Source organism: Olsenella sp. oral taxon 807, from assembly GCF_001189515.2.
Taxonomy (GTDB): Bacteria; Actinomycetota; Coriobacteriia; order Coriobacteriales; family Atopobiaceae; genus Olsenella_F.
Map to the genome: position 1 here is coordinate 2,307,864 of NZ_CP012069.2, position 25,321 is coordinate 2,333,184.

Genomic DNA, 25,321 nt, shown 5'->3' on the forward strand with positions numbered 1-25,321 from the left:
TTTCCCCTTTGGCGTGCGATCGTGTCCCGTTCGCCGTATCATGGAGGCTGTCCGCGCGCTACCTAGCGCCGCACAGCCGCCCACGGAAGGAAAGCGAACATGGTCTCACGCGTCTACGTAGAGAAGAAGCCTGGCTTTGACGTCGAGGCACGACAGCTCGAGCGCGAGCTAAAAGACGTGCTCAGCGTCCAGGGGCTCGAGGGCCTTCGCCTCATCAACCGCTACGACGTAGAGGGCATCGACGAGGGGCTCTTCGAGCGCTGCATCCCCACGGTCTTCAGCGAGCCGCAGTCGGATACGGCAACGCGCATGATGCCCGAGGCGCACGGCGCCACAGTCTTTGCCGTTGAGTTTTTGCCTGGCCAATTTGATCAGCGGGCCGCCTCGGCGAGCGAGTGCGTGCAGCTCATCAGCCAAAGGGAGCGTCCCACCGTCGCCTCCGCGAAGCTCTACTACCTTGCAGGCGCGCTCTCAGACACCGACGTGGCCGCTATCAAGACCTACGTCATCAATCCCGTCGAGGCCCGAGAGGCCTCGCTCGACGAGCGCACCACGCTCAAGACGGCCTACCCCGCACCCGCCGACGTCGAGCTGCTCGATGGCTTCAACGACCTCGACGAGGAGGGGCTGCAGGCTCTCATTGCTGAGCGCGGCCTCGCCATGAGCCTCGCTGACCTCAGCTTCTGCCAAAAGTACTTTAGGAACGAGGGGCGCGTGCCCACCATCACCGAGATCAGGGTGATCGACACCTACTGGTCCGACCACTGCCGGCACACGACCTTCGGCACCCAGCTCACGGACGTGCGCATCGACGATGCCATGGTCGAGCGCGCCTTCGAGGAGTACCTCTCGATGCGTCGTGACCTTGGGCGCACAGAGCGACCCATCTGCCTCATGGACATGGGAACCATCGGTGCTAGCTGGCTCAAGGCCAAGGGCATCCTCACGAACCTCGACGAGTCGGACGAGATAAACGCCTGCACGGTGAGGGTCACGGTCGACGTAGACGGCAGGGACGAGGACTGGCTCTTCCTCTTTAAGAACGAGACGCACAACCACCCCACCGAGATCGAGCCCTTTGGCGGTGCGGCGACCTGCATCGGGGGAGCCATTCGCGACCCGCTCTCGGGCCGCGCCTATGTCTACCAGGCCATGCGCGTGACCGGAGCGGCTGACCCACTCGTACCGGTGAGCCAGACCATGAGAGGCAAGCTCCCCCAGCGCAAGCTCGTGTGCACGGCCGCCGAGGGCTACTCCTCCTACGGCAACCAGGTCGGCCTCGCCACGGGGCAAGTCTTCGAGCTCTATCACGCCGGCTACGCCGCCAAGCGCCTGGAGATAGGCGCCGTCGTGGGCGCCACGCCCACGCGTCACGTGCGCCGCGAGTGCCCCACACCTGGCGACAAGGTCATCCTTTTGGGTGGTCGCACCGGGCGTGACGGCATAGGCGGGGCAACCGGCTCCTCCAAGGCCCACAACGTAGACTCCCTCGCGCAGGACGGCGCCGAGGTCCAGAAGGGCAACGCTCCCGAGGAGCGCAAGCTCCAGAGGCTCTTTCGTCGTGGAGATGCCTGCAGGCTCATCAAGCGCTGCAACGACTTCGGCGCGGGCGGCGTGGCCGTGGCCGTCGGCGAGCTTGCGGACGGCCTGTCCATTGACCTCGATCGCGTACCCAAGAAGTACGAGGGCCTCGACGGGACCGAGCTTGCCATCAGCGAGTCACAGGAACGCATGGCCGTGGCGCTCGCGCCGAAGGACGTGGACGAGTTTCTAGGCTACGCGCGAGAGGAGAACCTCGAGGCGACCGTTATCGCCGAGGTCAGCTCAGAGCCCCACCTGCGCATGAGCTGGCGCGGCCGAACGATCGTGGACGTGAGCCGCGCGTTTCTGGCCTCCAACGGCGCCTTGAGGCAGCAGCGCGTACACGTCGAGACGCAGGGCAGCTGGACCACCCCATGGGCGGGGGCGACTCTCGCCGAGCGCTTGCAGGCCCTGCTCACGGACGAAAATGTGGCCTCCAACAAGGGTCTCGCGGAACGCTTCGACTCCACCATCGGCGCCGCCAGCGTGCTCATGCCCTTTGGCGGAGCGACCCAGCTCACGCCCACGATGGCGATGGCGGCGAAGCTTCCCGTCGAGGGTGAGACCACGAGCTGCTCGGGCATGGCCTGGGGCTTCAACCCCTACCTCATGAGCGCCAACCAGTACAGCGGCGCCTACCTCTCGGTGGTCGAGAGCGTCTGTCGGCTCGTTGCCGCAGGCTTCGAGCGCAAAAGGGCCTATCTCAGCTTCCAGGAGTACTTCGAGCGCCTACGAGACGTGCCCGAACGCTGGGGCAAGCCCGTCGCAGCGCTGCTCGGCGCCCTCATGGCCCAGCGCGACCTGGGTGTGGGCGCCATCGGCGGCAAGGACTCCATGAGTGGCTCCTTCGAGGACCTCGACGTACCGCCCACCCTGGTCTCCTTCGCGGCTGCGGTGGGCAAGGTCGCACACGTCACCTCACCCGAGCTCAAGGCGGCGGGACACGACGTCATCCTCGTCCTTCCCCGCTACGAGGCTGACGGCATCACGCCAGCGGCGGCGTCCCTCATCGACGCGCTCTCCCTCGTCGAGAGACTCATCAGAAGTGGCGAGGCACTGGCCGTATCCACACCCGGCTACGGCTGCCTTGCCGAGACGCTCTTCAAGATGTGTGTCGGCAACCAGCTGGGCCTTAGCATCCACGGCGCGCTCCACGAGGACGCGCTCTTCGAGCCAGCCTACGGGAGCTTTGTGGTCGAGCTCGCCGAGGGCGCCAGCATTCCCCGCCCGAAAGAGGGCGGCTGCAGCGTCATGGCACTCGGCACCACGACTGCGGCGTATGTCCTCGCGCTCGACGGGCAGGCACTTGAGCTCGCGCCTCTCCAGGAGGCTTGGGAGGCAAGGATGGAGCCGGTCTTTCCCTATCGGCGAGCGGGCGAGGAGGTCAAGCAACTGAGCTTCGACGTGAGGGACCACGATGGCCGTCGCCGTCCGACCCCCAAGGTCAAGCTGGCGCGACCTCGCGTGGTCATACCCGTGTTTTCGGGCAACAATTGCGAGTACGACAGCGCCCGTGCTTTTAGGGCCGCCGGCGCCGAGGTCACCACCCTTGTGATCAACAACCTCTCGCCCCAAGCCGTGGCAGCGAGCACGCGAGCGCTCGCAGACGAGATCGGACGCAGCCAGATAGTCATGATCCCCGGCGGCTTCTCCGGAGGCGACGAACCCGACGGGGCGGCCAAGTTCATCACGGCCTTCTTCCGGGCCCCTGCAGTCAGCGAGGCAGTCCGCAAGCTGCTCCAGGACCGGGACGGCCTCATGCTCGGTATCTGCAACGGCTTTCAGGCCCTGGTCAAGCTCGGCCTCGTCCCCTACGGCGACATCGTACCCATGACAGACGAGTGCGCCACGCTCACCTTCAATGCCATCGGCCGCCACCAGAGCAGGCTCGTCAACACTCGCATCGCCTCGAACCTCTCCCCCTGGTTCTCGGCATGCGAGCTGGGAGACATCCACAGCATCGCCATCAGCCACGGAGAGGGTCGCTTTGTCGCACCACGGCCCCTACTCGAGCGCCTCAAGGACACGGGCCAGATAGCCACGCAGTACGTGGACGCAAGTGGCCAGCCCTCGCTCGACCTCTCGGTGAACCCCAACGGCTCGATGCTTGCCATCGAGGGCATCACGAGTCCCGATGGTCGCATTCTCGGCAAGATGGGCCACAGCGAGCGCAGCACCAAGGGAACCTTCAAGAACGTCTGCGGCAGGCACTTCCAACCCATCTTCGAGGGCGGCGTCTCATACTTTGCGTAGCTCTCTGTGGTTAGACCGCCGCTGACCCTACTGAAAGGAGAGGCCAGCCCTGCCGACGGCAGCCTAACCGAGAGTTACGGAAAGACACATCCTGTAGCTGGCGTCTCACGGAAAAGCGCATCCTGCAGGCGACGTCTCACGGAAAAGCGCATCCTGCAGCCCGCCGATTGGGCAAAGTGCGCTTTTCCGTGAGGTAGTGGGTACAGAGTGCGTCTTTCCGTGAGGGAGCCGGCACAGACTGCGCCTTTCCGTGAGGCGGCCCGACGTTTGCCCAGGTGAGGAAAAGCACACTCTACGGAAAAGCGCATTCTGCAGCCGGCGTCTCACAGAAAAGCGCATTCTGCAGCCGGCGTCTCACAGAAAAGCGCATTCTGCGAGCGCGGCGTCACCAAAAGGCGCACTCTGCACCTGCTGCGTGACGGAAACCCTCTGTGAGACCACCGTCGGCATGACGATGCCTTGCGTCTTTGCTACGATGTTGCCGGCACGGTAGCGCGTTGAACAGAGACGCGGGGACACCTGGCATGACAGCGCGATAGACGAGGAGGCTGGCCATGCCGACAGTGATCCAGCAGGTGGTCTAGCAGAGAGCTGCGTAAAAAGAAGGCGCGGAAGCACGAAAGACCCCCGACGGAGGGCCTCACGACAGGAGCGCACATGGCAAGAAAAAGCAAAGGGGGCAAGGGCAGGGTTGACGTCAAGGGAGAACTCGTCCTCACGGCCCTTATGTTCGCGGGCATCTTCCTGATAGCTTTTGCCCTCAGGACATTCTTGCATCTAGGGGACATCTATGCACCCGTCTTCACCGCGATCATCGCGGGCATCATCATCTTCTTCCTGTACCGCCAGTCCCAGCGCCAGCGTTGGGAGCGCGAGAACGCGGACGCCGAGAGGACCGTGAATCCCATCATCGAGCGCTACGCGAAACATCGCGACGCACGTCGCCTCGTGCATGACTTTGACGCCTGGGACCAAGACGCGCACGAGGCGGACCTCAGGCTCCAGTTCCTGCAGGTAGCCATCGAGGCACTCATAAGTGATGGCCATAGGCGCAAGGCTCGCTCCCTGCTCGACAAGATGGGGCGCATCGCCGCCGATACCGGCAACGATCAGGCCTTTGCCTCATACAAAGCCAGCATAGATGCACGACTCGACGGATGAGGCCGTCCGCCGGATGAGGCCGTCCGCCGGATGAGGCCGTCTGACGGATGAGGCCGTCTACTCACTCAGGGAATGCCACTTGACAGGGCAAGGGCCAATCATCATCATGTGCACCAGTCAAAGAGACATCTTCAGGGCGGGGTGCGATTCCCCACCGGCGGTTACAGCCCGCGAGCTCCCAAACGAGCCGATCCGATGGAACCTCGGAGCCGACAGTATAGTCTGGATGGAAGAAGATGCATGCCCGGCCACATGGTCGAGGTGCGCGCTTGCCCTGGATCGAAGACGCGATCCAGGATTTTTTGTTGGCAGGACAGCTGCCTTGTCCAGACGCCCCAAGATGCGGACGCGAAGCATCAGTCATTAGTCAGACGGCTGAGACAACCGGAGGAAAGAGGCAGATATGTCCGACGAGGCCTACATGGCACGTGCCCTTAGGCTCGCGGCGCTCGGTCGTGGATGGACCAACCCCAATCCCATGGTAGGCGCAGTCATCGTATCTGGCACGCATGTGCTGGCAGAAGGCTACCACCACCGATATGGCGACCTGCATGCCGAACGCGACGCCCTCAAGAATGCGATGCGAAAGGGCTTGGACGTGTGCGGCGCCACCATGTATGTGACGCTCGAGCCCTGCTGCCACTTTGGCAGGCAGCCCCCCTGCACCGACGCCATCATCGAGGCGGGAATCACGCGGGTGGTCATTGGCTCTTCTGACCCTAACCCCAAGGTGGCGGGACAGGGGATAGGGATTCTGCGCGAGGCCGGCATCGAGGTGAGCGAAGGCGTGTTGGCCGATAAGTGCCTCGCCCTCAACGAGGCATTCCTCACGTACATCCAAACAGGACGTCCCCTGGTCACCATGAAGTACGCCATGACCATCGACGGGAAGATTGCCTGCGTAACGGGCGAGTCGCGCTGGATCACAGGCGAGGGTGCCCGTCGGCACGTGCACGAGCAACGTCACGCGGCAGCCGCCATCATGGTGGGCGTGGGAACGGTCATCACTGACAACCCTCAGCTCACATCCCGCATCGAAGGCGGCAATGATCCCGTGCGCATCGTTTGCGACACCCACCTGCGCACACCTCTCGATGCCCGTGTCGTCACCAGTGCACGCCGCGTCCCCACTCTGATAGCCACCTGCGAGAGCGACCCAGACAAGCACAGGCCCTTTACTGCTGCGGGGTGCCAGATAGCCACCCTCCCGAACAGGAACGGCCATGTCGATCTTGTCTCCCTGGTTGATGAGCTCGGGAACCGGAACCTCGACAGCCTCATCATTGAGGGCGGCGCAACGCTCAATTGGTCTGCGCTGCAAGCGGGCATCGTCGATAAGGTCCAGGCCTACATCGCGCCAAAGATCTTTGGCGGAATGCTGGCACAAGGACCCGTTGGGGGTCCGGGTTTCACGACCCCGGCTGACGCTATCGAACTCACCGACGTACGCTTGACCCGAATCGGTGACGACCATCTGATAGAGGGGAGGATTCTCCCATGTTCACGGGAATCGTCGAAGAGGTAGGAACCATCGCACGAATCCAGGGCGGTGCCCACTCCTCTACACTGGAGGTGTGCGCCCGTACCGTATGGGAAGACACGCACGTCGGTGACAGCATCTGCACATCCGGCGTATGCCTGACGGTCACCTCCCTCACACAGCGGGGCTTCACGGCCGACGTGATGCACGAGACGCTCAGCCGCAGCACGCTGGGTGGCCTCTCGGTGGGCGACAAGGTCAACCTAGAGCGAGCGATGGCTGTGGGCGAAAGATTTGGGGGGCATATCGTCTCAGGGCATATCGACGGCACGGGAACGGTTGAGCACATTACGCGCGACGGTACTGCCATCTGGTACGAGATCGAAACGACACCGGGCATTCTGCGCCTTATCATCGAGAAGGGCTCGATCGCCCTCGATGGCATCAGCCTCACTGTCGCGCGTGTCGATGACGCCACCAACACGTTCTCGGTGAGCACCATCCCCCATACCACCACGCACACCACCCTTACCGACACGCAGGTGGGCGATGCGGTGAACCTGGAGAACGACATCGTGGGGAAGTACATTGAACGCCTGATGAGAGCCGGTAATTCTGCCGCAACGCCACAGGGCATCACGATGGACTTTCTCCTGGAGAACGGATTCTAGACACGAAGGCGCTGATGGAGGAGAGACAATGGTCAACGAAAGAAGAGCGGGGTACAACCTCATCCCCGAAGCCCTCGAGGCGCTCAGGGCGGGCAGAGTGATCCTCTGCATCGACGATCCGGACCGCGAGAACGAAGGCGATTTCATCTGTGCCGCCGAGTTCGCCACCACCGAGAACGTCAACCTCATGGCAAGCGTTGCCAAGGGACTCATCTGCATGCCCATGAGCGAGGAGTACGTGCGGCGCCTGAGGCTACCGCAAATGGTGAACAACAACACGGATAACCATGAGACGGCCTTTACCGTCTCTATTGACCACATCGACACCACCACGGGTATCTCGGCCGAGGAACGGGGCTACACGGCGCGCAAGTGCACCGAAGAGGGTACCCAGCCCGAAGACTTCCGCCGCCCTGGGCACATGTTCCCCCTGCTGGCCAAGAGGCACGGCGTCCTGGTGCGCAATGGCCATACCGAGGCAACCGTCGACCTTCTACGCCTCGCAGGCCTGAAGCAGGTGGGACTCTGCTGTGAGGTCATGCGCGAGGATGGCACGATGATGCGCACCAGCGAGCTTTTGGCACTCGCGCACGCGCATGACATGCCCGTCATCACCATCAAGGACCTGCAAGAATACCGTAAGTACCACGACAAGCTGGTAAGCTGCGAGGCAAGCCCATTGCTACCCACCTCCTACGGCGAGTTTCGTGCATGCGGTTATGTGAACGAGGTCAACGGCGAGCACCATGTCGCACTGGTAAAGGGCGACATCGGCGACGGTGAGGACGTGCTGGTACGCGTGCATTCCGAATGCCTGACCGGGGACGTGTTCGGGTCCCTGCGCTGCGATTGTGGCGACCAGCTGCACTCCGCCATGCGCCAGGTGGATGCTGCAGGACGTGGAATCGTGCTGTACATGCGCCAGGAGGGTCGCGGTATCGGCCTCATCAACAAGCTCAAGGCCTATGAGCTGCAGCAACAGGGCATGGATACCGTCGAGGCCAATCTGGCCCTAGGATTTGAGCCTGACGCACGCGAGTACTACATCGGAGCCCAGATCCTGCGCGACCTAGGCGTGAGGACCATGCGCCTGCTCACCAACAATCCCGACAAGGTCTATCAGCTTGAGGAGTTTGGCCTGCGCATCACCGAGCGCGTGCCCATCCAAGTGGACGCCAACGATTTCGACCGCACGTATCTGCGAACGAAGAGGGACAAGATGGGACACCTGCTCTAGGCGCTCCCTCACGATCGTCGAGAAAGGAAGATGGCATGACAAGCTATGAGGGAAGGCTCTATGCGGACGACATCAAGATTGGCATCGTGAACGCACGCTTCAATGAGTTCATCACATCGAAGCTCCTGAGCGGCGCGCTGGACGGCCTGGCGCGTCGTGGCGTCCCAGAGGACCAAGTAGACGTCGCCTGGGTGCCAGGCGCCTTCGAGATTCCCGTCATCGCCAGCCGCATGGCCCAATCGGGAAAATACGACGCCATCATCTGCCTAGGTGCGGTCATACGTGGCGCGACCAGCCATTACGAGGCCGTGGTCAACGAGGTGTCCAAGGGAATCGCGCACATCGCCCTGTCGACGGGCATCCCCGTGATGTTTGGCGTCCTCACCACCGAGAGCATCGAGCAGGCCATCGAGCGCGCCGGATCCAAGGCGGGCAACAAGGGCTCCGAGTGCGCCGAGGGTGCCATCGAGATGGTAAACCTCATCCGCAGCATGGGCATTTAGATGCTGTAATGCCGCCGAGGTACTGTAATGCCACCGTTGGCCTCGATGGGGCGTCGTGTGCATGGGCCCCACGGGACAGCCCTGCGACCCCCCGCCAGCAGTAGCCGTGCAGAGCTGACGTCCCAAGGTCATCGCTTGGCTGCCATGCGGCGGAAAGGAGACATGCGCGATGGGCTCGGTCTGAGGTGATGCGAGCATCGCTACTCCCCCATCAGTCGCGCCCGATCCTCCTCGAGCTCCCTCTTGGCCGCCGCAAGAAGCGTCGGGTAGCGCGGGTCCATCTGCCTGAGCACGTCCACGATGGCCTCGCTCACGAGCCAGCGCGCAAGCCACTTCTGGTCTGCGGGTATGACGTGCCAGGGAGCGTGTCTGGTGGAGGTCGCGTTTATGGCCTGCTCGTAGGCGTCCATGTAGCTGGACCAGAGCTTGCGCTCCTCGACGTCGGCCGCCGAGAACTTCCAGTTCTTTCTCTCGTTGTCGATGCGCGCGAGGAAGCGCCGTCTCTGCTCGTCCTTGCTCACGTTGAGGAAGACCTTGAGCACGCGGTAGCCATTCTCGTACAGGTACTCCTCGAGGTCGCGTATCTGGCGGTAGCGTCTGCCAAAGAACTCGTCCTCCGAGCAGTGCAGGCAGCGTCTGGGTAAGCTGTAGTCCCTCCAGAGCCCGTGCACGCGCACGATCAGCACGTCCTCGTAGTACGAGCGATTGAAGAGTCCGATGGTACCACGCGGCGGAAGCTGCGTGATCGCACGCCACAGATAGTCGTGCGCAAGCTCCAGGTGACTCGGCTGCTTGAAGCTGTGGACCATGACACCCTGCGGGTTCACGCCACTCATCACGTGCTTGATCGTGGAGTCCTTTCCCGCAGCGTCCATCGCCTGGAGCAGGATGACGAGGCCCTCCCTGCCGTCAGCATAGAGCCTATCCTGCAGCTCTCCCATGAGCCTGGTGTTCGTAGCGGTAAGCTGCGCGTATACGGCGCGCTCTCCCTCATCGGCCTCGACCGACGTCACGGCATTCGCCATCAAGAAGCGCTCGCTGCCGTCAAATTGAAAGTCTCTGATATTCATGTTCCACTCCTCGATCGTCCCTCTCGTGCATCGCCGCAGCCTCTGCCGCACTCGCCTCTGCCGCACTCGCCTCTGCCGCACTCGCCTCTGCCGCACTCGCCTCTGCCGCACTCATGATTATCCACCTTTCTGGGAGTCGGTTTTAAGGGACACACGGATTAAATCGGGCTGACCAGACGCAGAACTACCCTAAGCTGTGAAAGAGCGACCTGACAGCTCGCCTAACCTGGCTTGCCTGCCAAGGTCCCACCTGCAGCCGCTGCAGAGGTCATTGGGAGCAGCTGGCGGTACAACCGATACGCCCAAGAGGGCTCTCGGCACAGCGTACGCTGTCACGTAGCGGTGAACGCACGAGACTGCACGTTCAGGGCCAAGTGGCAGTGCCACTCACACTGCCACTCGACGTCGAGCGTACCAAGGCGGTACGTTCAGGGCCGAGTGGCAGTGCCACTTACACGGGGCGGTACGTTCGGGGCCGAGTGGCAGTGCCACTCACACTGCCACTCGATGGTGAGCGTACGGGGCAGTGCGTCTCACACTGCCACTCGACGTCGAGCGTACCAAGGCGGTACGCCCAGGGCCGAGTGGCAGTGCCACTTACACGGGGCGGTACGTTCGGGGCCGAGTGGCAGTGTGGGTCCGGGTAACCTTCGGGCCAACAGGCGCTGCGCTGATGCCAAGACATGCCTCGAGCGAGCGGGCACAGACCTTGCCCAAGACGGTTCTTCCACGAGTAGCGGGAGGTCTTTTGACGGGAGGGTCTCTCGGCCGGTCAGACTGATGTGTTCCGTATTCCTAATACTCCTAAGACGACATAACCCGAACCGAGGGACGAAAGACCGAAAAACAAATTGATGGGAACATTTCCCCCCTGTGCCGCATGTTATGGGTAGGGAGGTGGAAAGATGCGACAACGCTCAGGGGAGTTCATGCAGACGGCCATGGACAGCTGGGGAGACATCGTATATCGCGTGGCGCTTTCGCAGACATGCTCTCACCAGGATGCTCAGGACGTCGCGCAGGACGTGTTCCTGCGACTGCTCACGAGCCCGGTAGAGTTTGAGGATGGCGAGCATCTGAAGGCGTGGCTCCTGCGGGCGACCATCAACCGCTGCCGTGAGCTGCATCGCTCGTGGTGGAAAAGACGGGTGCAGGGCGCAGGCGACGCCGAAGCCGAAGCCTTCGCAAACGCGTCCGCCTTAGCAGACAGCAGCCCCACGGAAGAGGCGGCGCTCAGGGCTGTTGAGCGCCACCCCATCTGGCAGGCATTGAGGAAGCTGCCCGACCAGCTGCGCGCCACAGTTACGCTCCACTACATCGAGGGGATCTCGTGCGCACAGATCGCTCGCATCATGGAATGCAGACCCGCGACCGTGCGGACCCGCCTCAGACGGGCCCGCACGAAGCTGAGGGGATTGCTGTAAGTGCAACGCGACAGGAGAAGGGAGAGATCATGGATGAAAGGCGGACAGTCGACGAGCTGAGGTCCCTCATGCGACAGGTTCACCTACCAGGGGCCGTAAGGGAGAACGTACTACTCGAGGCTGCACACCCAGACGTGGCCGAGCCCACAGGCGCGAGCACCAAGAGACGGCAGCTGATCACCCGCCGCTCGGCGTTGCGTCTTGGTCTTGCCGCAGCGAGCGTTGCCGCAACGTTCGTGGGACTGTCGATGCATGGCGTACCACACAAAGGAGAGCAAGCCCCCAAGGAGGCGGGGAGTGGCTCGTTTGTCCTGGTGGCATATGCCGAGGGAACCAGACAGGACGATGAGGTCATACTGTCGGTAGATGACTTCGGGACCAAGAGCAGCAGCTGGAGCGAAGGTGACAAGGGCAGCTTGGGAGTGAGTCGCTCACTCTCCCTAAACTGCACGGGAAATGCCATCAAGAAGCTCGCCTACTCGCTCGAGGGTGCGTTTGCCTATCTGCCACAGGACGACGAGACAAGTCGGAGCTACGTCTTCTTTGACGCCATAGTAAAAGGCCCCCTCCACGAGTATGGTGGAACAGACGCAGGCAGCTCATGCACCAACTTCACGCTTGCCTACGACCAGCTGGCACAGGACAAAGAGAGCTTCGGTCGAAGCGTGAGGGCCCACTTTCCCGCATCGGCTGAGCTGACATCCGCCCTTCAGTCCCTTAAGCAGTACAACCCGACTCGTGAGGACAGTCGCAGCCCCGATGCGATCCGTGCGTATTGCGAGGCAAATCGCACGGTGGCGCTCTACTCCGAGAAGACCTATGCGGAGCTGCTCTCACAGACGCCCCTCGTGATCACGGCGACCTTCGAGGACGACTCCACCAAGACGAAGCGCTATGTCATAGCACCAATCGCTGACTTCGAGAGAGTCTATGGCGACTGGCTTGAGCGTCTCACAGAACTCGAGGTCAAAATGGAGCTTGGCTCCGATAATGACCAGGTGGCCCGCGACGAGGCCGAGGCTCGCTACGTTGAGCAGCTCTCTGCGCAACCGCAGCTCTACACCATACGCGAAGAAGCATGAGGCTTCTTGCCCGCGCACCCTAGCCTTTGGGTGCACGAGGACGGACCTCCAGCGGACCTCCACCATGCCCACACACACCCTGCCGCACGGCTTGCGTATACTGCTCAATAGGCTCTGACATATGCACACCACCTACCGCGCGGAGGAACTATGAGCGAGCAGAAGGCCCCAGCCGACAGCTGCGTACTGGTCACTGGCGGGGCGGGCTTCATCGGAAGTCACACCGTCGTCGAACTCCTCGAGAGGGGCTACCGGGTCGTGGTCGTGGACGACCTCTCGAACGCGAGCGAGAAGGTCCTCGATCGCATAGGCAAAATCACCGGAGAGAAGGCTGCGGCCAGGCTCTCGTTCTATCAGGCTGACGTGAGCGATCGCGCCGCGCTTGAGGCCGTCTTTGCGGCCAACGACATCGACTATGTCATCCACTTCGCGGGCTTCAAGGCCGTTGGCGAGTCCGTCCTAAAGCCCGTAGAGTACTACTCAAATAACCTGAATACCACGCTCACCCTCGTGGACGTCATGCGCGCGCACGGCTGCAGGTCCATCATCTTCAGCAGCTCCGCCACCGTCTATGGTGACCCCGACGCCTTGCCCCTCACAGAGGAGAGTCCCAAGAAGTCTGCAACCAACCCCTACGGCTGGACCAAGTGGATGATCGAGCAGATCCTCTCTGACCTGCACGTCGCCAACCCCGCATGGAACGTCGTGCTGCTACGCTACTTCAACCCCATCGGCGCACACCCCTCGGGGCTCATGGGCGAGGACCCCAAGGGCATCCCCAACAACCTGCTGCCCTATGTGGCACAGGTCGCCGTTGGCAAGCGTGACACGGTCAGGGTCTTTGGCGACGACTACGACACACCCGACGGCACCGGCGTGCGTGACTACATACACGTGATGGACCTCGCGTCTGGCCATGTGGCGGCGCTTGCCTGGATGGCTGGGCGCACGGGAGTCGAGGTCTTCAACCTGGGCACCGGTAGGGGCACGAGTGTGCTCGAGATCATCAAGGCGTTCTCGAAGGCCTGCGGGCGTGACCTCCCCTACGTGATCGAGCCTCGTCGTGCGGGCGACGTCACAGCCAACTACGCCGACTGCTCCAAAGCAAAGCGCGAGATGGGCTGGGAGGCCACATACGACATTGACGACATGTGTCGCGACGGGTGGAACTGGCAGTCCATGAATCCCAACGGCTACGAGGACTAAGCCATGCCGAGCAACACCACAGACAAAGGGGCGGCCTTCAGGGCATATCTCGCCAAGAAGCGCCCCCTCATAGAGGCCTACCTCTCCGAGCATGCCCCCGCGCCGCTAGGCGACGAGACGGTCGTGGGCGACGATCTTGAACGCTATCTCTATGGGCCCCTCAAGCGTTTCATGGCGTCGGGAGGCAAGCGTACAAGGCCGGTGCTCGTACTGCTCGGCTGCGAGGCAGTGGGCGGCACGGCGACGTCTGCGCTTTCCTGCGCTTGTGCCATCGAAGATTTCCAGTCAGCGGCACTCATCCACGACGACATAGCCGATAAGGGCACGCTGCGTCGTGGCGCACCCTGCATGCACGTCACCGAGGGGGTGGGAATCGCCATCAATGTGGCCGACCTCGCCCTCATAATTGCACAGTCCAGAATCCTGCGTGAGCGCTCGCTCTCGCCTGAGTTACGCGTGCGCATCCTCGAGGAATTCGCTGCCATGGAGGAGCGCACGCTCGAGGGGCAGGCACTCGACCTCGGCTGGGTGCGTGACGGGCGCTGGGATCTGAGCGTGGACGACTATCTTTGCATGGCAAGCCATAAGACCGCGTTTTACTCTGCCGCCTGCCCACTCTCCATCGGCGCCATCTGTGGGGGCGGCACCGACGAGCAGGTGGAGGCCCTCAGAACGTTTGGCATGGGTGCCGGTCTTGCCTTCCAGCTCCAGGACGACCTGCTCAACCTCGTAGGGAACGCGAAGACTCAGGGCAAGGACTTTCGCAGCGACATCACCGAGGGCAAGCACACCATGGCCGTCACGTGGTCTCTCGAGCGCCTGCAGAACAGCCAAAGGGATGAGCTTATCGAGATTCTCACCTCACATGCCACGGATGCGGCCACGTTGGAGCGCGCAGTGGGGCTTATGGAGTCCGTTGGCGCCATCGAGGGCGTGCGTGACTACGCCCACTCGGTTGCCGAAAGTGCCAGGCGAGAGCTGGACGGCATCGAGCTCGCAGATGACATGTGCACGATCCTTGATTCTATGGCAGACTTCTTCGTAGAGCGCACTGGCTAACATCGCAGGGCGAACGTCATGTTGCCAAGGGGGCAGCGATGCGAACATGCGTGACGATATCCTATGGAGGGGCGCAAGATGGAAGCGATCAGAGAGGGTGCGAGTGGGGTTGCCGTGGAGGACATCCAGGACCGCCTCACATCCCTTGGCTACGAGATTGATGGGGACGAGGCAAGCAGCACGACCTTCGGCCCTTCCACCGCACAGGCCGTGGCGAAATTTCGCCTTGACCACAACATGAGCTTGGGAACCGAGATCGACTTCGCAACTTGGATGGCGCTCGTCGACGAGTGCTACCAGTTGGGTGACCGCACGCTGTACCTACGCCTCCCCAACTTCCATGGCCACGACGTCAAACAACTGCAGGAACGACTCAACATCTTAGGTTTCTCCTGCGGAAAGCCCGACGGTTGCTACGGCGTCCACACCGAGTCGGCCGTGAAGGAGTTCCAAGAGAGCCAGGGGGCATTGGCTGACGGCATGGCCTTCCAAGACACCTTCGATGACATCGAGCGCCTGCACCACGTCTGGGCCGGCAAGTCCGCCGCAGGACCGCATCCCATAGGTGGCGTGGGCTACGCCCGTGCCGCAGGCGTGCTCGAGAACACGCAGATCTCCCTCACAGGGGAGGATCCTATTGCGCGCAACGTCGCCGGACGTATCTGGAACCTAGCCACCGCCACAAGTGACAAAAGCTGCCTCGACCTGATCGACAGTGTCGAGCTCGCACGAGACGACACGATCGTGATTGTGCTCGCGTCCTCGCCCCTACCCAAGCGCAGCAAGATGGCAAACATCGTCATGGACGATATCAAGACGCTGCCACAACGTCTGCGCACGGCCTGCGAGAGCTTTCGCAAATCGACGCCGATCGTTCGCATCGAGCTGCCTTTGGGGCTGAACTACGACGGCACGTTCACCACAGGGGACGCGCAGACCTTTGCGGTCACGGTGCTCGATGCCATCTGCACCGCATTCGACCATTAGGCAACTCTCTGCTAGAATGGCTCTGCACTCGCGTTTTGCAGTGAGAGTGTCTGCGCTCTCACGTGAACTCTGGGGTATCGTCCAATGGCAGGACAGCGGTTTTTGGTGCCGTCAATGGGGGTTCGAATCCCTCTGCCCCAGCCACCTCCCACCGAGTGCCTCGAAGGCTCTCGTGAAGTTCGTGTGGAGCGGAGCGTCGAGTCTGATGCCACCTGGGATCTGCGTACGCAACCTCAGGCCTTTCCCCCATTCCTTGGCACGCCCCTCAAAAGCTCGGGAACCTCCCGCTCGTCAAGGTTCGGATGCATGTGCTGGGGCCGCCCCAGCCAAGCAAGGAGCATACCGAATCTTTCTTTGTCAAGTGCGCCACGCTCTGGGAAAGTGGTGTGTATAAGAGCGGAGAGACGCTCTACCTGCTTTTCGAAGGAACCGGCATGTCTCATGTGGCTCGCGTTGAAACACAGCTGTCGCACCCCCATAGAGAGCAGCTCATCGCGACGCCCCTGGTCCTGGTAGGTCTTCTCCGGATCCCCCGTATGCTCGGAGTCACTCTGGTACTCGACGCTCACGCGGACCTCCGGCCAATACAAATCGACTCGGTAGTGGGTGGGAGATCCTCGCAGGACATCCTTCCTCCCGAGCGGAATGGGATAGTTGATCTGGGGAACTGGCATACCGAAGCCCCCGATCGCAGTGGGCAGCGTAAGTGCCATTATGAGCTGCGACTCCTTTGGTGACGCCGACCCGTCTCGCACCCAAGCGAGCGCCCTCTTGGCACGCCGAATTCCCCGTACCCCCGAATCCATCCCATCGAGCAAGCGAAGGATACGCTGCACGCTCGTGAGCGGTGTCCGCTCACGGAAGCCTTTTCTCGTCTTCCAGTCCAAGCTATAGGTGCCACACAGCTCAAGGCCCAACTCCACGAGTCGGATGAACGACATGTCGTTCGCAGACTCAACGAAGCACGCCTCCGGAGACAGTATCATCGCCTTGCCAAAGCCACAGACACTACCCGGAGCAAGCCTTGTGGAGAGGCACCTGCACCGCACACCCTGTCGTCTCGTACGTCTGTTTTGATGACCCACAATGACCTCAGGCTCGACACCAATGGAGTCAAACTGTCGCAGCGAAAGAGTCCGCAGCACGATAGCATCGGCAGTGCAGCGCTCAAGGCTGAACCCGCGTACCATCAAGGCAGAGGGAACCGTGTTACGCGGAGACCTTCTCCAACACTCGAGTGCGAAGTCACCGGCATACAGCACCGTCCTGTCATCAGCTACCGCTTTGTTTGTGACTCCACATGACTCGCCTCGCACCAGGCCGCTCCCTCCCCCGCTTGCCTTCTTCTGCTGTGAGCGGAGCGTAGCCACACGCCATCGCACGCCGCAGAACCTTGCCATCACTATACGTCCCGGATAGACGAGCGGCGCAACATCCACGCCCACCGACTGCGGCAAACTGGCAGGCAGCTTGCGCGTTTCTCACAGCAAGACAATTTCTTCGCAGGTCAGCGCCATGCACCCGACACCCAAAAGCACGAAAGTTCAGATGGAGGGATGAGAAAATGCCTGGTATCTGATGTTCTCGCGGATTTTGGCACGAGACGATGGCACAGAGTCCCACTGAGGGCCAGACAACTTCACCAAACGTCGCGAGATACGTCAAGACCGTGCGCGCATTCGTCAGATATCGCGATGCCCCGTCACCTCCCCATCAGCGCACCCCGGTTATTTGACATCCCAATAGTGCGCCTGCACCTCGATACCCCCACAGTAACAGGATTTGGGATCGGGTTGGCGGGAGTCCTCGGCAGGGCGTGCCACTCGGTGGCGTCGAGTGCACCGTCTTCGTGCCACTCGGTGGCGTCGAGTGGAGATAATTTGCTTGCCAACTGCGGTTTTGTCCGCTTTCGCGCCACTCGGTGGCGTCGAGTGCACCGTCTCCGCGCCACTCGGTGGCGTCGAGTGGCACGACACTGAGGCTGCGGTGACCTTGGGTATCTCTATCGAGCCGCAGCGCCACTCGCTGTCATCGAGTGGCGCGACAGGTATGTTCCGCGTGCCCCTTTGCGTCGCTCTATGGCGTCACGCATCTCCTGTCGTGTCACTACGAGAAAAACCGTCAAGTCACGCTCCACGCAGGACTTGCCAGACGGGCTGCGCTATTATGTGACATAGGTTTGCGCACTGGCAAGCCGAGCGAAAGCAGACGTCATTTCACCTTGGAGGCCACATGCCAAGCACAGCGATCATCCTTGCCGCCGGCAAGGGTACGCGCATGAAGTCCCGACACCCAAAAGTCATGCATAGGCTACTCGACCGCCCACTAGCTTGGTGGGCGGTCCGCTCTGCACGACAAGCGGGAATGGAGCGTATCGTCCTCGTCGTTGGTAGTGGCGCACAGGAGGTGCGCGACTACTTTGCCGCAGACGGAGATGCGGACGCGTCCATCGAGTTCGTCGAGCAAAAGGAGCGACTCGGCACCGGGCACGCGGTGCGCTGCGTCCGCGATGCGCTCGGTGAGCTCAAGGGGCCCGTCGTCGTCATGTACGCAGACATGCCGCTGGTCCATCCTCAGACCATTCGCTCCCTCGTGAGCGAGGCGAGGGCCAAGCACAATGCCTGCACCGTGCTTTCGATGACACCGCCCGACCCCTCGGACTATGGTCGCGTAGACGCGAGCGACGACGGCACGGTCAGGGCCATCATCGAGCACGAGGACTGCACGCCCGAGCAGCGCGAGGCGCTCAGGGAGTGCAACTCGGGCCTCTACTGCTTCTGCGGCAGGCGCCTCTTTGCCAACATCGACAGGATCACCAACGACAACGCCCAAGGCGAGTACTATCTCACCGACATGGTAGGCATCTACGTGGGCATGGGCGAGCCCGTCTCGGTTGTCCATGCGGATGACTACCACGAGCTGCTCGGCGTGAACAGTCGCTCCCAGCTGGCGGTGGCCGCCAAGGTCATGCAGCGTCGCATCAACGAGGGGCTCATGGCGGAGGGCGTCTCCATGCTCGACCCCGAACAGGTCTGGGTCGGGGCGGAGGTTAGGGTGGGGCAGGACACGACGTTGCTTCCCCAGACCTTCCTCTGGGGCAGGACGATCGTCGGCTCCGACTGCACCATAGGACCCAACAGCCGTCTGACGAACGCCACGGTCGGCGACCGCTGTCTTGTGGACGAGACCATCATCGTGGACTCCGCCATCGACAACGACGTCAGCTGCGGACCTCGTGCCTACCTACGCGGCGGCGCCCACTTCCATGACAGGTCCAAGGCAGGCACACACGTCGAGCTCAAGGGCACCGAAGTCGGGGTGGGTTCTAAGGTCCCGCACCTCTCCTACCTCGGCGACGCCCGTCTCGGCTCTGGGGTCAACATAGGTGGCGGCACCATCACCTGCAACTACGACGGCAAGCACAAGAGCCGCACCGAGATAGGCGACCATGTCTTCATCGGGTCAGATGTCATGCTCGTTGCCCCCGTCACCATCGGCGACAACGCACTCGTGGGCGCGGCCTCGTGCATCACGAAGGACGTCCCGGCGGGAGCCCTCTCGCTCGAGCGCTCCAGACAGCTCACGCAACGGGGTTGGGCAGACGCATATTGGAAACGACTCGAGGAAGAGGACTAGAGGCATGTACGAAAACCTGAGTAGGCCCAGGCTCTACGAAAAGGAGATCAAGCTCTACAGCGGAACCAGCAACCCCGCCCTTTCCGCGCGGATAGCTAACATCCTCGGACTCAAGCTCCAGGGTCTCAAACTCGAGAAGTTCTCCAACGGCGAGATCTATGCCCGCTTTGAGGAGTCCGTCCGCGGTGACGAGGTCTTCTTCATCCAATCCATCGTCGGAAAGAACATCAACGACATGCTGATGGAGACCCTCGTCGTCGCCGATGCGGCAAGCCGTGCCTCGGCCAAGAGCTTCACAGCGGTCCTGCCCCACTATGGCTACGCTCGTCAGGACAGGAAGGCAGCCTCACGTGAGCCCATCACCGCGCGCCTGATCGCGAACCTCCTCGAGATTGCCGGCGTCGACCGCGTGATCGCCCTCGACCTGCATTCCGGACAGATACAAGGCTTCTTTGACGTGCCCGTCACCCACCTCACGGCGCTCTACCTCTTTGGTGATTACTTTAGGGCCAAGGACTTCGACTGGGCGGACACCGTCGTGGTCTCCCCTGACATGGGTCGCGCCAAGGTTGCCAAGAAGCTCTCTGACTACCTGGGATGCGAGGTCGCCATCGCACACAAGAGCCGTCCCAAGCACAATACCGCCGAGGTCATGGGCATCATCGGAAACATCGTGGGCAAGACCTGCATCATCAACGATGACATGATAGACACCGGCGGCACCCTCGTGGGCTCGATCACCAAGCTCAAGGAGATGGGTGCGGGTGACATCTACGTATCGGCCACGCACGGCATCTTCTCGGGCCAGGCCATCGAGCGCCTAGAGCGTGCCCCCATCGTCGAGTGCGTCGTCACCGATGCCATCCCCTGCGCCGTCGCCAACACGCCCGGCTCGAAGATCAAGCAGATCTCGGTCGCAGAGTCGCTTGCCCTGTGCATCTACAACGTATACATGGACAACCCCGTCTCGGAGGGACACAGCGGCAACTCCGAGATGTAAAGTCGAACGGGGTCGCCGACCGGTCAAGAACGCAGGCCGCTCCCACAAGTGTGGAGGGAGCGGCCTTGCAAGACGAAACTGCGGCATATTTTTCTCTTGTCTCGCACAAGCAATATGAAATACTGCTAAAGTAGATTCTTATACGTAGAGATGGCGGCGGGCGCTTCTGCCTGCTGCCGAGCGTTCACCTGTTGACGCCGTGACAGCATGTTTGGAGGCTCTGATGGGCGAGAATCGCTTCTGCACTAACTGCGGTGCCGAGCTTGTGGAAGATGCGACCTTTTGTGTCAACTGCGGCCAGCCCGTCGAGGTGGCGGACACGAGTCCGACGAAGACCGCAGCCATGCCAAACCTGCAGGAGGCCTTCCCCGAGACTCAGTCCGAACCTGCCTATTCGCAGCAACCCGCCACAGACCCCTTTGAGCCCATGGGAGCTCCCTTCCAACCGTCAGTCTCCACCGTTTCCGGTGCGGCACAGTACGCCGTCCCCAATGCCCCCAGCCCGGCGCAGTATGCCGTCCCCGTCTCACCACCCGCAGCGACCCCCATACCCACAGCCACCCAGGCACCCAAGGACTCCTCCAAGATCTTCACCACCGTCTCGATCGTCATCATCACGCTCTCGCTGGTCGCGAGCGTCGGAGCCCTGATCTACCTCTTTATGCCCACGCCAAACAACGCCCTGCAACAGCAGGGAGCCGCCGTGTCGAATGGCGCGAGTGGCAACGCAAACAACTCAGGTGGCAACACCGGCACGAACGGCAACTCAAACTCGGGTTCTGGCACGAACGGCAACACGAATCCCACACAACCCACCACGCCAAACACAACGAACACACCGAGCACGACGAATACGAACCCAACACCCAACACCACGACGTCACAGCAGCAAGCCGACAGTCAGTTTCGCTCTGAGCTCGTCTCCTACTACAACAGGCTCTCCGGCTACGACAGCAGGATCGCAAGCGCGGCGGACACCTTCAACCACAACTTCCTCTCATCGAGTATGTCGACAAGGCAGAGCTACGCAAGCTCCTGCTCGTCACTCCTAAGCGAGGTGCAACAGCAATCGAACGCTGTCTCGTCGCTGTCGGTCCCCTCGGGGTCAGCCTATGCCGAGCAATACAGGCTCATACGACAGTGCTACCAGGATCTCGTTGAACGCGCGGACTGCCTCAACAGAGGATGGCAGATCAGCATCAGCTATAGCAACCCCTCTGCTCACGAGGATGAGATCCTCGAGCCCATCAGATCTAACGCCTCGGGCGGCAACAACATCTATTACACGGACTACAACAACACCTACCCGAAGATCAAGTTGTAGGCGCACGACCGGTGCAACCCGACGCATAGGTCCAGCACACACAGGAGCGGCGTGATGGCGTACGTTGGACTGTGCGTCCTACACGCTCGCAGACACAGCCCGGCACGTGATATGCGGCGCCTCAGCTCGGGGGTATGAGACGGACGCGGCGCATGCCCCTGATCTGACTCAGCTCGCCCACGGAGCTGTCAGCCGCGTCTCCCGTGACCTCGATCAGGGTGTAGGCACTGCCGCCACAACTCTTGTTGGACATGTTCTCGATATTGAGGTTGGACTCCGTCAGCGTGGCACTGATCTTACCGATGAGGCCCTGCATATTTTGGTGAAACAGGCAAAGACGCGCACGGCCGGCAGAGAGGGGTCCCAGATCGACGGTACCGTAGTTCACAGAGTGGTTGATGGTGCCGTTCTCCAGGTAGTTCTTGAGCTCACTCGCAGCCATGATGGCGCAGTTGTCCTCGGCCTCGGCCGTCGACGCCCCCAGGTGTGGCAAGACGATGGCGTTTTTCATGTTAGCGGTCGCGGGATTCGGAAAGTCACACACATAGCGAGCGACAAGACCGTCATCGAGCGCCTCGGCCATGGCCTGCTCGTCCACGAGCACGTCACGAGCCAGGTTGAGCACCACAACACCACGCTTCATCTGTCTGATGGCGTCAGCGCCTATCATACCTCTCGTCTCATCAGTGGCAGGCACATGGATCGTGATGTAGTCACACTCCCGAAAGATCTCGTTGATGTCCGTGACGTGGCGAATGCGGCGATCGAGCCCCCATGCGGCGTTGATGGAGAGGTGCGGATCATAGCCCAAGGCTTCCATACCAAAGCGTGTGGCCGTATTGGCAACGACGGCGCCGATGGCTCCTAGTCCGATGACACCGAGCCTCTTGCCCGCCAGCTCGACACCTGCGAAGCGCTTCTTGGCCTTCTCGGTCTTTCTCACTAGGTCCGGGTCGTCACAGTTTTCGCGCACCCACTCGTTTCCTCCGATGATGTCGCGACTTGCAAGCAGCATGCCACAAAAGACCAGTTCCTTAACAGCGTTTGCATTGGCGCCAGGAGTGTTGAAGACGACGATACCCTCCTTTGCGCACCGCTCGAGGGGGATGTTGTTGACCCCCGCACCGGCACGGGCAATGGCAAGCAGCCTCGTTGGAAACGAGAGCTCAAGAAGGTTTGCGCTCCTCACCATGATGGCGTCGGCTTCGTCGAGGTCGTCAACGAAACGGTAGCCCTCAGCGAGGCGATCAGTACCGACCTTGGCAATGTTGTTCATGCAGTGGATGTTATACATGCGAGTCTCCCTTGCTGGCCCATCCCCTACCTGCAGCCACGCGCTATGACCGAGGTCAGGCGTACCTTAGGCTGTGTGCGTGCGCTCGAAGTCCCTCATGAAGCCAACCAGCTTCTGGACACCTGCAAGCGGCATCGCGTTATAGATGGAAGCACGCATTCCACCTACGCTGCGATGGCCCTTAAGGCTGACAAGTCCCTGTTTGGCCGCCTCGGCCACGAACATGGCGTCGAGGTCGGCACTGCCCGTCACGAAGGTCACGTTCATACGCGAGCGGCTGCCCTGCTCGACCGTAGGCCTGAAGAGGTCGGACTCATCGAGGTAGTCATAGAGCAGTGCAGCCTTCTCCTCGTTGCGAGCCCTCATGCCCGCAAGACCACCTTGACCCGCAACCCACTTGAACACCTTACCGCAGATGTAGATACCCCAGCAGTTAGGCGTATTGTAGAGGGAGCCGGCATCGGCCTGCGTCTTGAAGCGCAGCATCGTGGGAACACCAGGCAGATCATCGGGGATAAGGTCATCGCGCACGATCACGATCTGCACGCCTGCGGGACCGACGTTCTTCTGGACCCCCGCGTGTATCAATCCAAAGTCGGTGACGTCAACGGGCTCCGAGAGAAACATTGAGGACTGGTCGGCGACGAGTACGTGACCCTTGGTGTTGGGCAGCCCATGAAACGCGGTGCCGTAGATCGTGTTGTTCTGGCAGATATAGACGTAGCTCGCATCAGCGCGAATGGGAAGGTCGGAGCAATCGGGGATGTAGGAGAAGTTCCTGTCCTGCGAGCTGGCGATGACCTTTGGGTCTCCGAGGATCTCGGCCTCCCTGTATGCCTTGCTCGCCCAACTGCCCGTGATGATGTAGTCCGCCTTCTTGTTGATAGCAAGGTTCATGAAAACAGCCGCGAAGAGCAGCGAGTCTCCACCCTGCAGGAAGAGCACCCTATAGCTGTCAGGGATGCCCATGAGCTCTCTGAGGTCAGACTCGGCCGTGTCGATGATCTCCTGGAAGGTCGCGGAGCGGTGGCTCATCTCGTTCACGGACATGCCCGACCCCCGATAGTCGAGCATCTCGGCCGCCGCCTCGCGCAGCACGTCCTCGGGAAGCACCGCCGGCCCAGCAGAGAAGTTATAGACACGTGCCATTAGGACATCACCCCAAATTCTAGATCCACCACGGGTACCGGTAGCAGTCTAGGGCTTGGGCAGAGCTGCCACAGGAGCAACATGCCGATTTCTTCAGTTGATAACAGTTCGCACAAAGTCCTGGATCTCGGCAAGACGCCGCTCAGCCTGCTGGCGACCCTGCAGGTAGAGATCGAGCAGCTTAGCCCCATTGGACTCGTTCGTCGCGACCTCGACGGGCCTCTCGGGGGCAATGACGAGGACGGGACTGTGTGGCTCACGCTCAAGGGTGAAGAGGCGCTCACGCATCTCGTTGTAGCGTCGCGCACGAGAGTCCAGAGCCTCAATGTAGTAGGGGTAACCTCCATAGCGGCGCGAGCGTATGACCACGGCCTCCTCTCCTCCCCCCTTCACATAGCCACGATCCTGGGTAAGAACTACCAACGCCCTCCTCGCAGGCACATAGCCTCCAGGTGGTACCGAGCTGCCAAGGCCCAGTGCCACCTCATAGGGTACCGAGTCGGTCGTGCCGCCATCAAGGTAACGATGACCATCAATATCCACCATCTGAGAGACCAACGGCATCGAGGCCGAGGCACGAACCTTCTTGACGTCCTCGGGAAAGCTCTTGCACTCAAGGTAGGCGGGCGTACCAAAGACCACGTCGGATGCCACGGCAAACATCCGCATGGGATTTGAGTTGAAAGCCTCGTTGTCACACGGATCAAGATGGTTCTGTATCTCGTCGTACATGAAGTCGCCACCGGCCATGTTGCCCGTCGTCGCCCAAGACCACAGGCTCATGAAGCGCCTGTCGTCGCGAAAGGCCATCATGATGCGCACGGAGCGTCCGACTTGGCGCGACTTGAAGCTCACTGCATTTATGGCTCCCGCCGAGACACCCCACACACTGGCAAAGTCGCTGATCCCTCGCTCGAGAAGGACGTCCATGACACCGGCGCTGTACATGCCCCTGAAGCCGCCCCCCTCGAGAATGAGGGCCACCCCCTGAGGATGCACGGTGGTCCCATCCAAGACTCTTTCCTCAGTATTGAACTCGCCCATGGCCGCCTCCGTCCCTGACGTCCTCGATGTATGCCGCACAGCATACGACCCATCGCGACCCTCAATAAAAAGGGAATAGAACCCCTACAATCCGCGCCCGCAGGCGATGGATGCCGAGGCCCGCGCATGATCTTCCTCGCATCTGTCGAGGCTAAGAAGG

Annotated in this window: 19 protein-coding genes, 1 tRNA gene and 1 riboswitch; of the genes, 15 read left to right on the top strand and 5 right to left on the bottom strand. The window is 61.5% G+C overall.

From position 1 onward, the window contains the following. Positions 1-99: 99 nt before the first annotated feature. From ADJ70_RS09880 to ribE, 6 genes are all read left to right on the top strand, one after another. Positions 100-3,834, top strand: coding sequence for a phosphoribosylformylglycinamidine synthase (locus ADJ70_RS09880; RefSeq protein ID WP_050341041.1), 3,735 nt, complete (start codon positions 100-102; stop codon positions 3,832-3,834). Positions 3,835-4,491: 657 nt separating this feature from the next. Further along, positions 4,492-4,995 carry a hypothetical protein gene (locus tag ADJ70_RS09885; RefSeq protein ID WP_050341043.1) on the top strand — a complete coding sequence of 168 codons (504 nt, stop codon included), beginning with the start codon at positions 4,492-4,494 and terminating at the stop codon, positions 4,993-4,995. A gap of 123 nt (positions 4,996-5,118) precedes the next feature. Beyond that, a riboswitch (FMN riboswitch) is annotated at positions 5,119-5,237 on the top strand. 161 nt (positions 5,238-5,398) lie between these two features. Beyond that, complete coding sequence (ribD, locus tag ADJ70_RS09890) at positions 5,399-6,520, top strand: bifunctional diaminohydroxyphosphoribosylaminopyrimidine deaminase/5-amino-6-(5-phosphoribosylamino)uracil reductase RibD (protein WP_050341045.1); 1,122 nt, start codon at positions 5,399-5,401, stop codon at positions 6,518-6,520. After that, entirely contained in the window at positions 6,493-7,146 is a 654-nt protein-coding gene (locus tag ADJ70_RS09895) for a riboflavin synthase (RefSeq protein WP_050341047.1), read from the top strand. The genes ribD and ADJ70_RS09895 overlap by 28 nt, the downstream gene beginning before the upstream one ends. 28 nt (positions 7,147-7,174) lie before the next feature. Further along, positions 7,175-8,383: a bifunctional 3,4-dihydroxy-2-butanone-4-phosphate synthase/GTP cyclohydrolase II gene (locus tag ADJ70_RS09900; protein ID WP_050341048.1), complete on the top strand. Its 1,209-nt coding sequence runs from the start codon at positions 7,175-7,177 to the stop codon at positions 8,381-8,383. 35 nt (positions 8,384-8,418) lie between these two features. Then, positions 8,419-8,886, top strand: a complete 468-nt coding sequence (gene ribE, locus ADJ70_RS09905; protein ID WP_050341050.1) for a 6,7-dimethyl-8-ribityllumazine synthase — start codon at positions 8,419-8,421, stop codon at positions 8,884-8,886. Positions 8,887-9,086: 200 nt separating this feature from the next. Here ribE and ADJ70_RS09910 read toward each other — a convergent pair whose 3' ends face one another. Continuing rightward, positions 9,087-9,956, bottom strand: a complete 870-nt coding sequence (locus tag ADJ70_RS09910; RefSeq protein ID WP_050341053.1) for a PPK2 family polyphosphate kinase — start codon at positions 9,954-9,956, stop codon at positions 9,087-9,089. 905 nt (positions 9,957-10,861) lie between these two features. On the opposite strand from ADJ70_RS09910, the gene ADJ70_RS09915 reads away from it, so the two are divergent. The 6 genes from ADJ70_RS09915 (at position 10,862) to ADJ70_RS09940 (ending at position 15,858) form a co-directional block, all read left to right on the top strand. Beyond that, positions 10,862-11,380: an RNA polymerase sigma factor gene (locus tag ADJ70_RS09915; RefSeq protein ID WP_050341055.1), complete on the top strand. Its 519-nt coding sequence runs from the start codon at positions 10,862-10,864 to the stop codon at positions 11,378-11,380. A gap of 29 nt (positions 11,381-11,409) precedes the next feature. Continuing rightward, positions 11,410-12,462: a hypothetical protein gene (locus ADJ70_RS09920; protein WP_050341057.1), complete on the top strand. Its 1,053-nt coding sequence runs from the start codon at positions 11,410-11,412 to the stop codon at positions 12,460-12,462. Positions 12,463-12,612: 150 nt separating this feature from the next. Beyond that, a complete protein-coding gene (gene galE / locus ADJ70_RS09925; RefSeq protein WP_050341059.1) occupies positions 12,613-13,668 on the top strand; it encodes a UDP-glucose 4-epimerase GalE in 1,056 nt (351 codons plus the stop codon). Positions 13,669-13,671: 3 nt separating this feature from the next. After that, entirely contained in the window at positions 13,672-14,727 is a 1,056-nt protein-coding gene (locus tag ADJ70_RS09930; RefSeq protein ID WP_050341061.1) for a polyprenyl synthetase family protein, read from the top strand. A gap of 78 nt (positions 14,728-14,805) precedes the next feature. Next, positions 14,806-15,714: a peptidoglycan-binding protein gene (locus ADJ70_RS09935; protein ID WP_050344529.1), complete on the top strand. Its 909-nt coding sequence runs from the start codon at positions 14,806-14,808 to the stop codon at positions 15,712-15,714. A gap of 70 nt (positions 15,715-15,784) precedes the next feature. Then, positions 15,785-15,858: transfer RNA gene (locus ADJ70_RS09940), tRNA-Gln, on the top strand. A gap of 89 nt (positions 15,859-15,947) precedes the next feature. On the opposite strand, the gene ADJ70_RS09945 is transcribed toward ADJ70_RS09940, so the two are convergent. After that, a complete protein-coding gene (locus tag ADJ70_RS09945) occupies positions 15,948-17,030 on the bottom strand; it encodes a hypothetical protein (RefSeq protein ID WP_172674482.1) in 1,083 nt (360 codons plus the stop codon). 916 nt (positions 17,031-17,946) lie between these two features. On the opposite strand from ADJ70_RS09945, the gene glmU reads away from it, so the two are divergent. The 3 genes from glmU to ADJ70_RS09960 all read left to right on the top strand — a co-directional run bounded on the left by glmU (position 17,947) and on the right by ADJ70_RS09960 (position 21,674). Beyond that, complete coding sequence (glmU, locus tag ADJ70_RS09950; RefSeq protein ID WP_050341065.1) at positions 17,947-19,350, top strand: bifunctional UDP-N-acetylglucosamine diphosphorylase/glucosamine-1-phosphate N-acetyltransferase GlmU; 1,404 nt, start codon at positions 17,947-17,949, stop codon at positions 19,348-19,350. A gap of 4 nt (positions 19,351-19,354) precedes the next feature. Continuing rightward, positions 19,355-20,350, top strand: coding sequence for a ribose-phosphate pyrophosphokinase (locus ADJ70_RS09955; protein ID WP_050341067.1), 996 nt, complete (start codon positions 19,355-19,357; stop codon positions 20,348-20,350). Between the two features lie 223 nt (positions 20,351-20,573). Then, entirely contained in the window at positions 20,574-21,674 is a 1,101-nt protein-coding gene (locus ADJ70_RS09960; RefSeq protein WP_050341069.1) for a zinc ribbon domain-containing protein, read from the top strand. A gap of 121 nt (positions 21,675-21,795) precedes the next feature. Here ADJ70_RS09960 and ADJ70_RS09965 read toward each other — a convergent pair whose 3' ends face one another. The 3 genes from ADJ70_RS09965 to ADJ70_RS09975 form a co-directional block, all read right to left on the bottom strand. After that, complete coding sequence (locus ADJ70_RS09965; protein ID WP_050341071.1) at positions 21,796-22,968, bottom strand: 3-phosphoglycerate dehydrogenase family protein; 1,173 nt, start codon at positions 22,966-22,968, stop codon at positions 21,796-21,798. A gap of 66 nt (positions 22,969-23,034) precedes the next feature. Next, positions 23,035-24,117, bottom strand: coding sequence for a 3-phosphoserine/phosphohydroxythreonine transaminase (gene serC, locus ADJ70_RS09970; RefSeq protein ID WP_050341073.1), 1,083 nt, complete (start codon positions 24,115-24,117; stop codon positions 23,035-23,037). 93 nt (positions 24,118-24,210) lie between these two features. Then, positions 24,211-25,161 carry a patatin family protein gene (locus ADJ70_RS09975; RefSeq protein ID WP_050341075.1) on the bottom strand — a complete coding sequence of 317 codons (951 nt, stop codon included), beginning with the start codon at positions 25,159-25,161 and terminating at the stop codon, positions 24,211-24,213. Positions 25,162-25,321: the final 160 nt, after the last annotated feature.

Excerpts from the sequence above, each read along its gene's own strand:
- ADJ70_RS09880 (WP_050341041.1), top strand. The coding sequence starts at position 100 with ATGGTCTCACGCGTCTACGTAGAGAAGAAGCCTGGCTTTGACGTCGAG.
- ADJ70_RS09885 (WP_050341043.1), top strand. The coding sequence starts at position 4,492 with ATGGCAAGAAAAAGCAAAGGGGGCAAGGGCAGGGTTGACGTCAAGGGA.
- ribD (WP_050341045.1), top strand. The coding sequence starts at position 5,399 with ATGTCCGACGAGGCCTACATGGCACGTGCCCTTAGGCTCGCGGCGCTC.
- ADJ70_RS09895 (WP_050341047.1), top strand. The coding sequence starts at position 6,493 with ATGTTCACGGGAATCGTCGAAGAGGTAGGAACCATCGCACGAATCCAG.
- ADJ70_RS09900 (WP_050341048.1), top strand. The coding sequence starts at position 7,175 with ATGGTCAACGAAAGAAGAGCGGGGTACAACCTCATCCCCGAAGCCCTC.
- ribE (WP_050341050.1), top strand. The coding sequence starts at position 8,419 with ATGACAAGCTATGAGGGAAGGCTCTATGCGGACGACATCAAGATTGGC.
- ADJ70_RS09910 (WP_050341053.1), bottom strand. The coding sequence starts at position 9,956 with ATGAATATCAGAGACTTTCAATTTGACGGCAGCGAGCGCTTCTTGATG.
- ADJ70_RS09915 (WP_050341055.1), top strand. The coding sequence starts at position 10,862 with ATGCGACAACGCTCAGGGGAGTTCATGCAGACGGCCATGGACAGCTGG.
- ADJ70_RS09920 (WP_050341057.1), top strand. The coding sequence starts at position 11,410 with ATGGATGAAAGGCGGACAGTCGACGAGCTGAGGTCCCTCATGCGACAG.
- galE (WP_050341059.1), top strand. The coding sequence starts at position 12,613 with ATGAGCGAGCAGAAGGCCCCAGCCGACAGCTGCGTACTGGTCACTGGC.
- ADJ70_RS09930 (WP_050341061.1), top strand. The coding sequence starts at position 13,672 with ATGCCGAGCAACACCACAGACAAAGGGGCGGCCTTCAGGGCATATCTC.
- ADJ70_RS09935 (WP_050344529.1), top strand. The coding sequence starts at position 14,806 with ATGGAAGCGATCAGAGAGGGTGCGAGTGGGGTTGCCGTGGAGGACATC.
- glmU (WP_050341065.1), top strand. The coding sequence starts at position 17,947 with ATGCCAAGCACAGCGATCATCCTTGCCGCCGGCAAGGGTACGCGCATG.
- ADJ70_RS09955 (WP_050341067.1), top strand. The coding sequence starts at position 19,355 with ATGTACGAAAACCTGAGTAGGCCCAGGCTCTACGAAAAGGAGATCAAG.
- ADJ70_RS09960 (WP_050341069.1), top strand. The coding sequence starts at position 20,574 with ATGGGCGAGAATCGCTTCTGCACTAACTGCGGTGCCGAGCTTGTGGAA.
- ADJ70_RS09965 (WP_050341071.1), bottom strand. The coding sequence starts at position 22,968 with ATGTATAACATCCACTGCATGAACAACATTGCCAAGGTCGGTACTGAT.
- serC (WP_050341073.1), bottom strand. The coding sequence starts at position 24,117 with ATGGCACGTGTCTATAACTTCTCTGCTGGGCCGGCGGTGCTTCCCGAG.
- ADJ70_RS09975 (WP_050341075.1), bottom strand. The coding sequence starts at position 25,161 with ATGGGCGAGTTCAATACTGAGGAAAGAGTCTTGGATGGGACCACCGTG.